Raw genomic sequence first — 14728 nt, 5'->3', positions numbered from 1 at the left:
CTGCTCGGCAAATTATCTAGTGGGGAAACGTTGGTGCACGAAGGTTCCAACACCCCTACTTCGGCGGGCACGGGCAATACTTGAGCGCTTCACAGGGGGATCGCGCAAACGATTGTACGCACGGTGGGTAGCGCTTCAGTCCAGACGTTCCACCTGGGGCAACGCCATGGCGTTGACTTCCCCTTGGAGGAACTCCGCCAAACGGCGCAGACGCTCACCACCGGGACGGGTTTTCGGCCACACCAGGTAGTAATTCTCCCCACTGGCCACGGCGGTCGGCCACGGCAGGCTCAATCGCCCTTGGGCGACGTCTTCGGCCACCATCAGTAGATCGCCCATGGACACCCCGTAGCCTCGCGCCGCTGCAATCATGCCCAGTTCAAGCGTGTCGAATACCTGCCCACCCTTGAGCGACACCTGGGACGACAGCCCCATGCGCTCCAGCCAGTTGCGCCAGTCGCGGCGGTCGGGCGTAGGGTGCAGCAACTCCGCACACGCCAAACGATGAACATCCCATGGCCCATCGGTCAGCAGGTTGGGGGCGCCCACCGGGATCAGCAATTCAGGGAACAGGTAACAGGCCTCCCAGTCCGCCGGGAAATGCCCATAGCTCAACAGGACTGCGCAATCGAACGGTTCCTGGTTGAAGTCCACTTCATCCACGCTCATCCACGCACTCGTGAGTTGCACTTCATTGCCGGGCTGCAACGCGCGAAAGCGGCTGAGCCGCGCCAGCAGCCAGCGCATGGTCAAGGTGGACGGCGCTTTCATGCGCAGGATGTCGTCTTCGGCATTCAGGGTGTGGCAGGCCCGCTCCAACGCAGCGAAACCTTCACGTACACCGGGCAGCAGCAGGCGCGCCGCTTCGGTGAGTTGCAGGTTCCGGCCGCTGCGCTGGAACAGGCGGCAGGCGAAATGTTCTTCGAGCGTACGGATATGTCGGCTGACCGCACTTTGCGTGATCGACAGTTCCAGCGCCGCACGGGTGAACGAGTTATGCCGGGAGGCGGCTTCAAAGGCCCGCAGGGCATAAAGCGGAGGAAGGCGACGAGACATTGGGAAAGCTCCGACAGCGCAATATTGAAACCCTACCAGAATCACTCAGGCATGAGTTTTAATCATGCAAACGATCGCATTTATCGTTTTGTGCAATGTGCTCAAAGCGCCGAGAATCAACCCTTCCTCAACCCTCCGACTTTTTGAGCGTGATGATCATGCAGCATCCGGTACGTACCGAACTCTGGGCCATTCTGCGGCTGTCGGGGCCGTTGATTGCCTCACAGTTGGCACACATGCTGATGGTGCTGACCGACACCCTGATGATGGCCCGCCTCAGCCCCGAAGCCTTGGCCGGTGGCGGCCTCGGCGCCGCAAGCTATTCGTTTGTGGCGATTTTTTGCATCGGCGTAATTGCCGCAGTCGGCACCCTTGTCGCCATTCGTCATGGTGCGGGCGACATCGAAGGCGCTACTCGCCTGACCCAGGCCGGGCTCTGGCTCGCATGGCTGATGGCCCTGGTGGCCGGCTTACTGCTGTGGAACCTCAAGCCCGTATTGCTGATGTTTGGCCAGACCGAAACCAACGTGCACGCGGCGGGGCAATTCCTGACCATCCTGCCGTTCGCCCTGCCCGGCTACCTGAGCTTCATGGCCTTGCGTGGTTTCACCAGCGCCATCGGCAAGGCTACCCCGGTGATGGTGATCAGCCTGTGCGGTACGGTGCTTAACTATTTCCTCAACCACGCGCTGATAGAGGGCATGTTCGGCCTGCCCAAGCTGGGCTTGATGGGCATCGGTTTGGTCACGGCCATCGTCGCCAACAGCATGGCCTTGGCGTTGATGTGGTACATCCGCAGCAACCGGACCTACGCGGCCTACCCGCTCGGCACCGGCCTGCTGCGCCTCAACACCCAGTACTTGCGCGAGCTGTGGCGCCTGGGCCTGCCGATTGGCGGCACCTATGCGGTGGAAGTCGGGCTGTTTGCCTTCGCGGCGCTGTGCATGGGCACCATGGGCAGTACGCAACTGGCGGCGCACCAGATTGCCCTGCAAATTGTCTCGGTGGCGTTCATGGTGCCGGCGGGAATGTCGTACGCGATCACCATGCGCATCGGCCAGCATTACGGCGCCGGCCAGTTGCTGCGCGCACGCATGGCCGGGAGGGTTGGCATCGGGTTTGGCGCGGCAGTGATGTTGGGATTTGCGGCGGTGCTGTGGCTGTTTTCCGATCCGCTTATCGGGCTATTCCTCGACCATAACGACCCGGCCTTCCACGACGTGATCGTCCTGGCCGTCAGCCTGCTGGCGGTAGCGGCCTGGTTTGAATTGTTCGACGGCGTGCAGACCATCGCGATGGGCTGCATTCGTGGGCTGAAAGACGCCAAGACCACCTTCCTGGTGGGCTTGGGCTGCTATTGGCTGATCGGCGCTCCATCGGCATGGCTGATGGCGTTCACCCTCGGCTGGGGGCCGACTGGCGTGTGGTGGGGCCTGGCGCTGGGCCTGGCCTGCGCGGCCATCAGCCTGACCTGGGCGTTTGAAGCGAAGATGGAAAGGATGATTCGCCGCGAGCCTGAAGCACACCCTGGCTTTCATACCGCACAGGCAGAGTAAGGGTCTTACTCAATCAACAGGTGAGAGCGGGCTTGCTCGCGAATGCGGTGGAACAGTCGATAACGTCGGTGACTGATACGCCATATTCGCGAGCAAGCCCGCTCGCACATTTTTGAGGGGGGTCGCAACTCAGCCCAACAGCGCCTGCTGGTCTTTGCCAAGCGTCAGGTATTCGACCAACTCCGGCAACGGTAACGGCTTGCTGATCAAATAACCCTGGGCCTGGTCGCAACCAAACAACCTCAACAGCGCAAGTTGCTCGGGTGTTTCCACACCTTCGGCCACCACTTCCAGGTTGAGGTTGTGGGCCAGGTTGATCATGGCGTGCACCAGCTTGCGATTTTCTTCACGCTCTTCCATGCCGCCGACAAAACTCTTATCGATCTTCAACAAGGCAATCGGCAGGCTGTTGAGGTGCACGAACGACGAAAAGCCGGTGCCGAAGTCATCCAGGGAAAACCTCACGCCAAGGCGGCCGAGGGCATCCATGGTCTGCTTGACCAGATCACTGCGGCGCATCACGGCGGTTTCGGTGAGTTCAAACTCCAGCCACTGCGCTTCCACACCCCGCTCGGCAATCAACCGGCTGAGGGTCGAGAGCAATTGGCTGTCCTGGAATTGGCGAAATGACAGGTTGACCGCCATGTGCAGCGGCGGCAGGCCGCGCTCGCGCAGGTCTTGCATGTCGCGTAGGGCCCGGGAGATGACCCAGTAACCCAGCGGTACGATCAGACCGCTCTGTTCAGCCAAGGGCACAAACTCACTGGGCGGCAACAGGCCTCGTTCGCCGTGGCGCCAGCGCACCAGCGCTTCAAGGCCGACGATGTGCCCGTCGTCCAGATCCAGGCGCGGCTGGTAGTGCAGTTCCAGTTCGTCACGGCGCAATGCGCGGCGCAGTTCACTTTCCAGGTCGGCCAGGCTGCGTGCGTTGCGGTTGATGCGTTCGTTGAAGATGTGAAAGGTGCAGCCTTGTGTGCTTTTGGCTTGCTGCATGGCGATGTGCGCGTGCCACATCAACGGGTCGGCACCGGCGCGCGCGCGCGCATGTGCCACGCCCAGGCTGCAACCGATCAAGAGGCTTTCGCCGTCTACCCAGTAGGGTTCGGCCATCGCTTCGATAATGCGTTCAGCCATCCATTCGGCGCGCTGAGGCGCGCGGCGGGTATCAATCAGCAAGGCGAATTCGTCACTGCCCAGGCGCGCCAGTTGGTCACCGGCTTCGAGTTGGCTCTTGAGCCGCGAAACCACCTGCAGGATCAACCGGTCGCCCGCCTGGTGGCCCAACGCGTCGTTGGCGTGACGGAAGTTGTCGAGGTCCAGGTGGCCAAGGGCCAAACCGCGGCCTTCGTTCTCAACCAATCGCGCCGCCAGCAAGGTCTGGAAACCCTGCCGATTGGCGATGCCGGTGAGCGGATCCTGCTCGGCCAGGCGTTGCAAGGTGTTTTCCAGCGCGCCCCGCTCACGCACGTGGCGCAAGCAGCGGCGCAATGTATCGGCATCCAGAACACTCCGGATCAGCCAATCGCTGACACCCAGCGGCGCAACCAGTGGCTCCTGCTCCAGCAGCAACACGCACGGCAAGTTGCAGCGGCCAGGACCGGGTTGCAAATGTGGCGTGGTCAACAGCACGGCGGTGTGGTCGTCATCGAATAGACGGCTCACCGAGTCCCAGTTGGGCGCACTGATCAGCACAGCCCCTTCGCCCATCGGCGCCAGGCACTCGCGCAACAACGCTGCCCACGCTGGCTCATCGGCCAGTAGCAGCAAACGCAAGGGTTCGACAGGCGTAGACAAGCTAGCTCCCTAGACTCTGCAAAAGTGTGTTGGCGGCGGGCATTATGACGCGCTGCCTGATAATCACCAATGATAAGGGTTATCAAATGCGCCGACTGTAAGGTTAAGTCGTAACCTTAGCCGTAAAAGCCTCCACATCCTGCGGCAAAGTATCAAAACCGGCAAATTTAGATCGAGTGGTACGTCACACTGTCGTTCTGTCAGAGCAGAATCCTGCGAGCCTGTTAAAATGCCCGCCCTTTTGAACAACGACTCCCTGAATTCTGTATGTCCCGACTCAACCCCCGGCAGCAAGAAGCCGTGAACTACGTCGGCGGCCCTCTATTGGTGCTCGCCGGTGCTGGCTCCGGCAAGACCAGCGTGATCACCCGCAAGATCGCGCACCTGATCCAGAACTGCGGCATCCGTGCCCAGTACATCGTCGCCATGACCTTTACCAACAAGGCCGCGCGCGAAATGAAAGAACGTGTCGGCACGCTGCTCAAGGGCGGCGAAGGCCGCGGCCTCACGGTGTGCACCTTCCACAACCTGGGTTTGAACATCATCCGCAAGGAGCATGCGCGGCTGGGCTACAAGCCAGGTTTCTCGATCTTCGACGAAACCGATGTGAAGTCGCTGATGACCGACATCATGCAAAAGGAATACGCAGGCGACGACGGCGTGGATGAGATCAAGAACATGATCGGCGCCTGGAAAAACGACCTGATCCTGCCGCCCCAGGCCCTGGAAAACGCGCGCAACCCCAAGGAACAGACCGCTGCCATCGTCTACACCCACTACCAGCGCACGCTCAAGGCGTTCAACGCGGTGGACTTCGACGACCTGATCCTGCTGCCGGTGAAGCTGTTCGAGGAACACGCCGACATCCTCGAAAAGTGGCAGAACAAAGTCCGCTACCTGCTGGTGGACGAATACCAGGACACCAACGCCAGCCAGTACCTGCTGGTGAAAATGCTGATCGGCACGCGCAACCAATTCACCGTGGTCGGCGACGATGACCAGTCGATCTATGCCTGGCGCGGCGCGCGGCCAGAAAACCTGATGTTGCTCAAGGACGACTACCCGTCCCTGAAAGTGGTGATGCTGGAGCAGAACTATCGCTCTACCAGCCGTATTCTGCGTTGCGCCAACGTACTCATCTCCAACAACCCCCACGAGTTTGAAAAACAGCTGTGGAGCGAGATGGGCCATGGCGACGAAATTCGCGTGATCCGTTGCCGCAACGAAGACGCCGAAGCCGAGCGCGTCGCGGTGGAAATCCTCAGCCTGCACTTGCGCACCGACCGGCCCTACAGCGATTTTGCGATCCTTTATCGCGGTAACTACCAGGCCAAGCTGATCGAGCTGAAATTGCAGCACCACCAGGTGCCGTATCGCCTGTCGGGCGGCAACAGCTTTTTCGGACGTCAGGAAGTAAAAGACCTGATGGCCTACTTCCGCTTGATCGTAAACCCGGATGACGACAACGCCTTCCTGCGCGTGATCAACGTGCCGCGCCGGGAAATCGGCTCCACCACCCTGGAAAAGCTCGGCAACTACGCCACCGAACGCAAGATCTCGATGTACGCCGCCACCGACGAAATCGGCCTGGGCGAACACCTGGACACGCGCTTCACCGATCGCCTGTCACGCTTCAAGCGCTTCATGGACAAGGTCCGCGAACAGTGCGCCGGCGAAGACCCGATCAGTGCCCTGCGCAGCATGGTCATGGACATCGACTATGAAAATTGGCTGCGCACCAACAGCTCCAGCGACAAGGCCGCGGATTACCGCATGGGCAACGTCTGGTTCCTGATCGAGGCGCTGAAGAACACCCTGGAAAAAGACGAAGACGGCGAGATGACCGTCGAAGACGCCATCGGCAAACTGGTGTTGCGCGACATGCTCGAACGCCAGCAAGAAGAGGAAGACGGTGCCGAAGGCGTGCAGATGATGACCTTGCATGCGTCCAAGGGCCTGGAATTCCCCTACGTGTTCATCATGGGCATGGAAGAGGAAATTCTCCCACACCGCTCCAGCATCGAAGCCGACACTATCGAAGAAGAACGGCGCCTGGCCTACGTGGGCATTACCCGCGCGCGTCAGACCCTGGCCTTTACCTTTGCCGCCAAGCGCAAGCAGTACGGCGAAATCATTGACTGTGCCCCCAGCCGGTTCCTCGACGAGCTACCGCCGGATGACCTGGCCTGGGAAGGCAATGACGACACCCCGACCGAGGTGAAGGCCGTTCGCGGCAACACCGCTCTGGCGGATATACGCGCGATGTTAAAGCGCTAAAATCGACTACTTTTTAATCTACTTTCGGCGCACACCGCGCCATTAGAGGAAGCTTTCCGTGGAAGCACTGCACAAGAAAATTCGCGAAGAAGGCATCGTGCTTTCCGACCAGGTACTCAAGGTCGACGCCTTTCTGAACCACCAGATCGACCCGGCGCTGATGAAGCTCATCGGCGACGAATTCGCCGCGCGGTTCAAGGACTCGGGCATCACCAAGATTGTCACCATCGAAGCCTCGGGCATCGCACCGGCGATCATGACCGGCCTGAACCTCGGTGTGCCGGTGATTTTCGCCCGCAAGCAGCAATCCCTGACCCTGACAGAAAACCTGCTGTCGGCGACCGTGTATTCCTTCACCAAGAAGGTGGAAAGCACGGTGGCGATCTCCCCGCGCCACCTGACCAGCAGCGACCGCGTGCTGGTCATCGATGACTTCCTGGCCAACGGCAAGGCATCCCAGGCGCTGATTTCGATCATCAAGCAAGCGGGCGCAACCGTTGCCGGCCTGGGGATTGTGATCGAGAAATCCTTCCAGGGTGGCCGTGCGGAGCTGGATGCGCAGGGTTATCGGGTTGAGTCGCTGGCGCGGGTGAAGTCGCTGGCGGGTGGCGTGGTCACTTTCATCGAGTAATCGCTGCCTGAATGCAGTTAACCCTGTGGGAGCGGGCTTGCTCGCGAATGCGCTGTGTCAGTCAATGAATAAGTCGACTGATACACCACTTTCGCGAGCAAGCCCGCTCCCACATTTGGTTTTGCGTTGGGCTGTCAGTGCGCGGTGGCCTGCAGGCCGGCGAGCAGCAAGCGTTGGTATAAATCCTCTTTCAACCCCTCCGGCTGATCCAGCCGCATCCGCTTCAAATGCTCGGGAAACGCCTCCGGCTCCGGTGCATCCAGCGCCGCTTTGCCCAACTCCAGAATCTCTGTCAGCTTGAATTTGCTCTTGAGCCAGTTCAACGCTCGCAACAGATCCTTTTCCTCATCCGTGAAGTCAGTGCCCAGCGGGTACTCCGGAAACAGCCGGCGATGGCGGGCCTGAATGCCCTTGAGCCGCTCCGGTGTGTTGTCGGCAAAGCGCGGGGCCAGCTGGAAGTCATTGGGTAACTTGCCGGCCTTCTGCGCTTGTTCGATCAAGTCCCCCTGAAAGCGCGAGTCGGTAATATTCAGCAGCGCCTCGATCACTTGGGCATCCGTCTGCCCACGCAAATCGGCAATCCCGTACTCCGTGATGACGATATCGCGCAGGTGTCGAGGAATGGTGCAGTGGCCGTACTCCCAAACGATATTGGAACTGACCTGCCCCGCCGACTCGCGCCAGCTGCGCAGGATCAATATCGAACGGGCACCTTCCAGCGCATGGCCCTGGGCAACGAAGTTGTACTGCCCGCCGACGCCGCTCAGTACATGGCCGTCCTCCAACTGGTCCGCTACGCCAGCCCCAAGCAACGTCACCATGATTGCACTGTTGATAAACCGCGCATCCAGGCGCTGCAGGCGCTTGAGTTCTTCCTGACCGTAGAGCTCGTTGATGTAACTGATGCGGGTCATGTTGAATTCGAGGCGCTTGGCGTGAGTCATTTCCTGCAAGCGCTGGTAAAAACTGCGCGGCCCGAGGAAGAAGCCGCCGTGGATCGAAATGCCGTCAGGTTGGGCCGCGTCATCCAGCGTTCCGGCGTTGGCTTGCTGCTGTGTCGCCACATCCGGGTAGACCTTGCGCCGGATAATGCCGGCATCGGCCAGCACCAGCAGGCCGTTGACGAACATTTCGCTGCAGCCATAAAGGCCACGGGCAAAGGGCGCGACGCCGCCTTCGTGGCTGATCAAGGGCGCCCACTGATACACATCGAGGTCGGTCAGCAGCAGCCGATAGGCTTCGTTATCGGCCTGGCGCGCCAACAAGGCGGCGGTCAGCGCATCCCCCATGGAGCCGATACCGATCTGCAAGGTGCCACCATCGCGCACCAGAGTGCTGGCGTGCAGGCCGATAAAATGGTCCTGGAGGCCCACAGGCATATTCGGTGTGGAGAACAGCGTGGTGCTGTCCTTTTCGTCGATCAGGTAGTCGAATTCGCCCATGCCCCACTCGGCGTCGCCGGGCATGTAGGGTAAGTCGCTGTGCACTTGGCCAACGATCAGAATGGTTTCACCGGCCTCACGGCGCTTCTCGATCATGGGCAGCAGGTCCAGCGTGATATCGGGGTTGCAGCTCAGGCTCAGGCGATCCGGGTGCTCAGGGCTGCTGGCCACCAGCTGCGCCACCAGATTCAGGCCGGCTGCGTTGATGTCGCGTGCCGCGTGGCTGTAATTGCTGCTGACGTAATCCTGCTGCGCCGATGCACTGTGAAGCAGGCTGCCGGGCTGCATGAAGAACTGCTGCACGCGGATATTCGCCGGCAGGCTGTCCTTGTGCAGGTCGGCGAGAAAATCCAGCTCGGGGTAATCGCCGAACACCCGCTCGATAAAAGGTTCGAGAAAGCGTTTTTGCAAGCCATCGCCCATCGTTGGTCGGCCCAGGGCCAGCGCGGTGTAGAGGGTCAGCGCCCGCTCCGGCAACTTGGCGATACGCCGATACAGCGCATTGACGAACAGATTCGGCTTGCCCAGGCCCAAGGGCATGCCCATATGGATATGCGCCGGCAAACGCGCCAGTACGTCGTCAACTGCTTGCTCGATTGAACACAACTGCACCATCCGACCCTCCTGACATTCCATGATTAGGGGTTGGACCGAGCTTGCCGGGTCTTTGCTGCAATGAACAGCCTCGAAATACAAATTCCAGGCACAAAAAAGCCGCTCGTAAGCGGCGTTTTTGGCGAAGATCGGCGGGTTACAGGCCAGACATCTTCTTGATTGCACCTTCAAGGTCGTCAAGGCTGCAATCAGCACAGGTGCCCATCGGCGGCATAGCGTTCAAACCGTGTTTGGCGACCTGCGCCAAACCCTTGGTGCCTTTCTGCGGGTCCTCGATCTTGAGCTCTGCCAATACGGCATCCACATGGCCAAGCCGCTCTTTCCAGGCAGCTGTGTCACCGATTTTCGGAGCATTCAGCAGCCCGCTGCCGTGGCACGCATTGCAATGCTTGGCGATCACCTCGTCCGGCGTTTTCGCACCGCCGCCGCCGCCCACTGCCACGGCCACTTCCATCCCTTTGCATTCCTGGCCCTGAACACAAACTTGGCCGACAGGCTCCAGGCGCTTGGCAATTTCATCATTGGTCGCAGCTTGAGCGCTGACAGCCCATAGGGCCAGTACGGTTGCTGGTGCAGCCAGCATTTTCATAATTAGGTTCACGCGTTCACCCTCAATGGTGGCTATTCACGCCTGCGGCCACGGTTTCGCAGGCGGCGAAAGTATAACGGTTAGCCCGCCCGGCTGAAACAACCCTATTAAATAAAGGGAGATTCAGCTTCGCGGAATGCAGCTACGGGTGTCTCTGCACCACTGGCAGGACGCCTCTTCTGTCAGAAGTTCGCGGGTGTGGCTGCGCTGATTAGTCGCGCCGGCACGTCGAACGGATTACGAAAACGATGAGGCTTGGTGCTTTCAAAGTAGTAGCTATCGCCAGCTTCGAGCACAAAAGTTTCAAGACCGACCACCAACTCCAGGCGGCCTTCCACCAGGATCCCGGTTTCCTCACCTTCGTGGGTGAGCATTTCTTCGCCGGTGTCGGCGCCCGGCGGGTAAATTTCGTTGAGAAACGCAATCGCCCGGCTCGGGTGCGCGCGGCCCACAAGTTTCATGGTGACGGCGCCGTCAGAGATGTCGATCAGCTCATTGGCTTTATAGACGATCTGGGTCGGTATTTCCTGGAGGATCTCCTCGGAAAAGAATTCGACCATGGACATGGGGATGCCGCCCAGCACCTTGCGCAAGGAGCTGATCGAGGGGCTGACACTGTTTTTTTCGATCATCGAAATGGTGCTGTTGGTGACACCCGCACGCTTGGCGAGCTCGCGCTGGGAAAGACCCTTCAGTTTACGGATGGATTGCAGTCGTTCGCCGACGTCCAATGCAGGAGCCTCCTAGGATTCAGGCTTTGTTGTAATTGAGCGTTATCATGGCGACAGCGTTCAGTATTTACAACACTTGGGCCTAAATCCCGGCCAGCTCTGCTCGTAGGTGGCGTTCAAGCCTCGGAATAGAGCCTTGGCACCCGGCGCAGGTTGCAGAAGATCTGGTAGGGGATGGTCTCGGCGGCGGCCGCAACTTCGCTGGCGAGGATGTTCTTGCCCCACAGCTCAACGGGGGAGCCGAGGCCGGCCTCAGGCACGTCGGTGAGGTCGACACACAACATGTCCATGGACACGCGGCCCAGCAATTGGCTGCGCTGCCCCGCCACCAGCACCGGCGTGCCGGTCGGCGCGTGGCGCGGGTAGCCGTCGGCATAACCCATGGCAACCACGCCAATGCGCATGGGTTTCGGCGTGATGAACTTGGCGCCGTAGCCCACCGGTTCACCGGCCGGCAGTTCGCGCACGCAGATGACTTTCGATTCCAGGGTCATCACCGGCTGCAAACGCGCGGCGATGGCCTGCTCCTCACCAAACGGTGTGGCGCCGTAGAGCATAATGCCCGGGCGCACCCAGTCGCTGGCCACGTTCGCCCACCCCATCACCGACGGCGAATTGCGCAGGCTGACTTCGGCCGACAGGCCTTGGCGCGCCGCTTCAAACACCTCCACCTGTTCATTGCTGCGCACACAATCGAGTTCATCGGCACGCGCGAAATGGCTCATCAGTACAATTTTCGCCACTTTGCCGCTGGCCAGCAGGCGCTGGTACGCCTCGTGATAATCCTTAGGATGCAACCCAACACGGTGCATGCCCGAATCCAGCTTGAGCCAGATAGTCAGCGGCGTGCTCAACCGTGCTTGTTCGATCGCTTCCAACTGCCACAGCGAATGCACCACGCACCAAAAATCGTGCTCGATGATCAGCGGCAGCTCGTCGGCTTCGAAAAAACCTTCGAGCAGCAATACCGGCGCACGAATACCGGCAGCACGCAGCTCCAGCGCTTCCTCGATACACGCCACGGCAAAACCGTCGGCCTCGGCTTCCAGCGCCTGGGCGACGCGCACGGCACCGTGGCCATAGGCATCGGCCTTGACCACGGCGAGGGCTTTGGCCCCCGTGACTTCACGGGCCAGTTGATAGTTATGGCGCAGGGCTTGGAGGTCAATCAGGGCACGGGCAGGACGCATGGCGGCAGGCTTCTAGGCGGCGAGTGAAGAAAAAACCGGCACCGACCAACAGCGTCGGCACCGGGAGAGGGATCTTGGTTAAGGCAGCGCGGCCACGACGGACAGCTCCACCAGAATTTCCGGTTCACACAGCTTGGCTTCAACCGTGGCGCGGGCCGGAGCGACGCCTTTGGGCAGCCATGTGTCCCACACCGCGTTCATGCCGGCGAAGTCGGCATTGATGTCTTTCAGGTAAATCGTCACCGACAACAGCTTGGTTTTGTCAGTGCCGGCCAAATCCAGCAACCGCTCGATATTGGCCAGGGTTTCACGGGTCTGCTGTTCAATCCCGGCACTCATGTCGTCGCCGACTTGCCCTGCCAGATACACGGTACCGCTGTGAACAACGATCTGGCTCATGCGCTCATTGGTGAGCTGGCGCTGGATGGACATGTTTTGCGGACTCCTGAGGGTTGCCGTAACGGGAAATATCGAGGCCTTCGGCGCTGATCTGCGGCGTTTTCTTCGCCATCAGGTCGGCCAGCAAACGACCAGAGCCACAGGCCATGGTCCAGCCGAGAGTGCCGTGGCCGGTATTCAGGAACAGGTTCTTGAACGGGGTGGCACCGACAATCGGCGTGCCGTCGGGCGTGGTCGGGCGCAGGCCGGTCCAGAAAGTGGCTTCGGTCAAATCACCGCCCTGAGGATAAAGGTCGTTGACGATCATCTCCAGGGTTTCGCGTCGACGTGGGTTCAGCGACAGGTCAAAACCGGCTATCTCAGCCATGCCGCCGACGCGGATGCGGTTGTCGAAACGGGTGATCGCGACCTTGTAGGTTTCGTCGAGAATGGTCGACGTTGGCGCCATTGCCGGGTTGGTGATCGGCACGGTCAGCGAGTAACCCTTGAGCGGGTACACCGGCGCCTTGATTCCCAGCGGCTTGAGTAATTTCGGCGAATAACTGCCAAGGGCCAGTACATAGCGGTCGGCGGTTTCAAGCTTGCCGTCGATCCACACGCCGTTGACGCGGTCACCCGCGTAGTCGAGGCGCTGAATGTCTTGTTCAAAGCGGAACTCCACGCCCAGCTGTTTGCACATCTCCACCAGGCGCGTGGTGAACATCTGGCAGTCGCCAGTCTGGTCGTTAGGCAGGCGCAGGGCACCGGCGAGGATGTCGGTGACGCTGGCCAGGGCCGGTTCAACGCGGGCGATACCGGCGCGGTCGAGCAGTTCGAACGGCACACCGGACTCTTTCAGTACGGCGATGTCCTTGGCCGCACCATCGAGTTGGGCCTGGGTGCGGAACAGCTGGGTCGTACCGAGGCTGCGGCCTTCGTAGGCGATACCGGTTTCGGCGCGCAGCTCGTCGAGGCAGTCGCGGCTGTACTCGGACAGGCGAACCATGCGCTCCTTGTTCACGGCATAGCGGCTGGTGGTGCAGTTGCGCAGCATCTGCGCCATCCACAGGTATTGATCGATATCGGCAGTGGCCTTGATCGCCAGCGGTGCGTGGCGTTGCAGCAGCCATTTGATCGCTTTGAGCGGTACGCCCGGGGCGGCCCATGGCGAGGCATAACCAGGGGATACCTGGCCGGCGTTGGCGAAACTGGTTTCCATGGCAGCGGCGGGCTGACGGTCGACCACGACCACTTCAAAGCCGGCCCGCGCCAAATAGTAGGCACTGGTCACACCAATGACGCCGCTACCCAAGACCAGAACGCGCATTTTTATATCCTCATCACGGGCTTAGCCGCTGACGTGTGTTATTCGAGCAATGATGGGCGCAGTATAAAAAGCAATCACCAGTGCATTTCACTATATAAATGCCTATATTTGGCGACAATTCTCGGCAAAAACCCTTTTCACAGAGGCGTATCCCCTATGCGTACCAACACCCAGACCAAGCGGGAGCTGGACAAGATCGACCGCAATATCCTGCGCATCCTGCAAACCGACGGGCGTATTTCGTTCACCGAGCTGGGGGAAAAGGTCGGGCTGTCGACCACGCCGTGCACTGAGCGGGTTCGCCGCCTGGAGCGTGAAGGAATCATCATGGGGTACAACGCGCGGCTCAACCCGCAGCATTTGAAGGGAAGTTTGCTGGTATTTGTCGAGATCAGCCTCGATTACAAGTCCGGCGACACCTTTGAAGAGTTCCGCCGCGCCGTGCTGAAACTGCCCCATGTGCTGGAGTGCCACCTGGTCTCAGGCGACTTTGACTACCTGGTGAAGGCGCGGATTTCCGAGATGGCGTCGTACCGTAAATTGCTTGGCGATATCCTGCTCAAACTGCCCCACGTGCGCGAATCCAAGAGCTATATCGTGATGGAAGAAGTGAAAGAGAGCCTTAACCTGCCCATCCCCGATTAACTGACCCGACTGCGTCAGTTTGACCGCGTGCACCCGCTATACCAGCACCTGCCGAGTGCTGGCCATGTAGTCGTGGATCTGCTTTTCGACCCGTGGATGAATCAGTTCCACCGGCCCGCGGCCGTTGGGGCACGGTAAGGTCTTTGTGGTCCCGAACAAGCGGCAGATCAGCGGACGCTCGTCATACACCGTGCAGCCATTCGGCCCGAGGTGCACACAGTTCAGCTCGTCCATGGCCGCGTCCTGCTCGGCAGCAGTCTTACGTGGCAGGCGCGACATCTCCTCGGGCGAGGTTGTCACTGGCCCACAGCAGTCGTGGCAACCGGGGACGCACTCGAACGAAGGAATCTGTCGGCGCAGCGCGCTGATTTTCTGACTGTTGCAACTCATCGAAACACGTACCGAACGGCGAATAGGCATGGATTCTGCCGCAAAAAGCCCTGATGAGACAGCTTCGTCCGACCGCTGTATCCTGCGTCAAATTTTCCAAACAGGGA

The 14728-nt window shown here is 60.1% G+C and carries 13 protein-coding genes; 4 read left to right on the top strand and 9 right to left on the bottom strand.

The genetic code is table 11. The features are described from left to right. Positions 1 to 135: 135 nt before the first annotated feature. The gene (locus JFT85_RS16770) at positions 136 to 1056 is read right to left on the bottom strand and encodes a LysR substrate-binding domain-containing protein (RefSeq protein WP_053258641.1); all 921 of its coding nucleotides are present in this window, start codon (positions 1054 to 1056) and stop codon (positions 136 to 138) included. Positions 1057 to 1208: 152 nt separating this feature from the next. Here JFT85_RS16770 and JFT85_RS16765 point away from each other — a divergent pair, with 152 nt between their 5' ends. Next, positions 1209 to 2612, top strand: coding sequence for a NorM family multidrug efflux MATE transporter (locus tag JFT85_RS16765; RefSeq protein ID WP_053258642.1), 1404 nt, complete (start codon positions 1209 to 1211; stop codon positions 2610 to 2612). Positions 2613 to 2741: 129 nt separating this feature from the next. Here JFT85_RS16765 and JFT85_RS16760 read toward each other — a convergent pair whose 3' ends face one another. Continuing rightward, the gene (locus JFT85_RS16760; protein WP_053258643.1) at positions 2742 to 4406 is read right to left on the bottom strand and encodes a putative bifunctional diguanylate cyclase/phosphodiesterase; all 1665 of its coding nucleotides are present in this window, start codon (positions 4404 to 4406) and stop codon (positions 2742 to 2744) included. A 267-nt stretch (positions 4407 to 4673) separates the two neighbouring features. On the opposite strand from JFT85_RS16760, the gene rep reads away from it, so the two are divergent. Both rep and JFT85_RS16750 read left to right on the top strand, forming a co-directional pair. Next, positions 4674 to 6683: a DNA helicase Rep gene (gene rep / locus JFT85_RS16755; protein ID WP_053258644.1), complete on the top strand. Its 2010-nt coding sequence runs from the start codon at positions 4674 to 4676 to the stop codon at positions 6681 to 6683. A gap of 58 nt (positions 6684 to 6741) precedes the next feature. Continuing rightward, entirely contained in the window at positions 6742 to 7314 is a 573-nt protein-coding gene (locus JFT85_RS16750) for a xanthine phosphoribosyltransferase (protein ID WP_053258645.1), read from the top strand. Between the two features lie 134 nt (positions 7315 to 7448). Here JFT85_RS16750 and JFT85_RS16745 read toward each other — a convergent pair whose 3' ends face one another. The 6 genes from JFT85_RS16745 to dadA all read right to left on the bottom strand — a co-directional run bounded on the left by JFT85_RS16745 (position 7449) and on the right by dadA (position 13586). Further along, positions 7449 to 9371: an acetyl-CoA hydrolase/transferase C-terminal domain-containing protein gene (locus tag JFT85_RS16745; RefSeq protein WP_053258646.1), complete on the bottom strand. Its 1923-nt coding sequence runs from the start codon at positions 9369 to 9371 to the stop codon at positions 7449 to 7451. Positions 9372 to 9507: 136 nt separating this feature from the next. Beyond that, positions 9508 to 9960, bottom strand: coding sequence for a c-type cytochrome (locus tag JFT85_RS16740; RefSeq protein WP_201230907.1), 453 nt, complete (start codon positions 9958 to 9960; stop codon positions 9508 to 9510). Positions 9961 to 10142: 182 nt separating this feature from the next. After that, positions 10143 to 10691: a cupin domain-containing protein gene (locus JFT85_RS16735; RefSeq protein ID WP_003176893.1), complete on the bottom strand. Its 549-nt coding sequence runs from the start codon at positions 10689 to 10691 to the stop codon at positions 10143 to 10145. Positions 10692 to 10807: 116 nt separating this feature from the next. Further along, complete coding sequence (gene alr / locus JFT85_RS16730; RefSeq protein ID WP_201230155.1) at positions 10808 to 11881, bottom strand: alanine racemase; 1074 nt, start codon at positions 11879 to 11881, stop codon at positions 10808 to 10810. A 78-nt stretch (positions 11882 to 11959) separates the two neighbouring features. Next, entirely contained in the window at positions 11960 to 12313 is a 354-nt protein-coding gene (locus JFT85_RS16725; RefSeq protein ID WP_073636683.1) for a RidA family protein, read from the bottom strand. Further along, entirely contained in the window at positions 12285 to 13586 is a 1302-nt protein-coding gene (dadA, locus tag JFT85_RS16720; protein ID WP_053258650.1) for a D-amino acid dehydrogenase, read from the bottom strand. Before dadA ends, JFT85_RS16725 begins: the two co-directional genes overlap by 29 nt. Before the next feature lie 156 nt (positions 13587 to 13742). On the opposite strand from dadA, the gene JFT85_RS16715 reads away from it, so the two are divergent. Continuing rightward, positions 13743 to 14231 (top strand): Lrp/AsnC ligand binding domain-containing protein, encoded by a 489-nt coding sequence (locus JFT85_RS16715; protein WP_003176896.1) that lies wholly within the window; start codon positions 13743 to 13745, stop codon positions 14229 to 14231. Positions 14232 to 14267: 36 nt separating this feature from the next. Here JFT85_RS16715 and JFT85_RS16710 read toward each other — a convergent pair whose 3' ends face one another. After that, positions 14268 to 14621 (bottom strand): YkgJ family cysteine cluster protein, encoded by a 354-nt coding sequence (locus JFT85_RS16710; protein WP_053258651.1) that lies wholly within the window; start codon positions 14619 to 14621, stop codon positions 14268 to 14270. Positions 14622 to 14728 lie beyond the last annotated feature (107 nt).

This window comes from Pseudomonas sp. TH04, from assembly GCF_016651355.1.
In the GTDB taxonomy this organism is placed as follows: domain Bacteria; phylum Pseudomonadota; class Gammaproteobacteria; order Pseudomonadales; family Pseudomonadaceae; genus Aquipseudomonas; species Aquipseudomonas fluorescens.
Note: the sequence above shows the minus strand (reverse complement) of the source record. Positions and strands in the feature narration are given on the sequence as shown.

What these genes read in the sequence shown, in the direction of transcription:
- JFT85_RS16710 (WP_053258651.1), bottom strand. Translation starts at nt 14,621, where the DNA reads ATGAGTTGCAACAGTCAGAAAATCAGCGCGCTGCGCCGACAGATTCCT.
- JFT85_RS16740 (WP_201230907.1), bottom strand. Translation starts at nt 9,960, where the DNA reads ATGAAAATGCTGGCTGCACCAGCAACCGTACTGGCCCTATGGGCTGTC.
- JFT85_RS16715 (WP_003176896.1), top strand. Translation starts at nt 13,743, where the DNA reads ATGCGTACCAACACCCAGACCAAGCGGGAGCTGGACAAGATCGACCGC.
- JFT85_RS16745 (WP_053258646.1), bottom strand. Translation starts at nt 9,371, where the DNA reads ATGGTGCAGTTGTGTTCAATCGAGCAAGCAGTTGACGACGTACTGGCG.
- JFT85_RS16770 (WP_053258641.1), bottom strand. Translation starts at nt 1,056, where the DNA reads ATGTCTCGTCGCCTTCCTCCGCTTTATGCCCTGCGGGCCTTTGAAGCC.
- JFT85_RS16765 (WP_053258642.1), top strand. Translation starts at nt 1,209, where the DNA reads ATGATCATGCAGCATCCGGTACGTACCGAACTCTGGGCCATTCTGCGG.
- JFT85_RS16725 (WP_073636683.1), bottom strand. Translation starts at nt 12,313, where the DNA reads ATGTCCATCCAGCGCCAGCTCACCAATGAGCGCATGAGCCAGATCGTT.
- dadA (WP_053258650.1), bottom strand. Translation starts at nt 13,586, where the DNA reads ATGCGCGTTCTGGTCTTGGGTAGCGGCGTCATTGGTGTGACCAGTGCC.
- rep (WP_053258644.1), top strand. Translation starts at nt 4,674, where the DNA reads ATGTCCCGACTCAACCCCCGGCAGCAAGAAGCCGTGAACTACGTCGGC.
- alr (WP_201230155.1), bottom strand. Translation starts at nt 11,881, where the DNA reads ATGCGTCCTGCCCGTGCCCTGATTGACCTCCAAGCCCTGCGCCATAAC.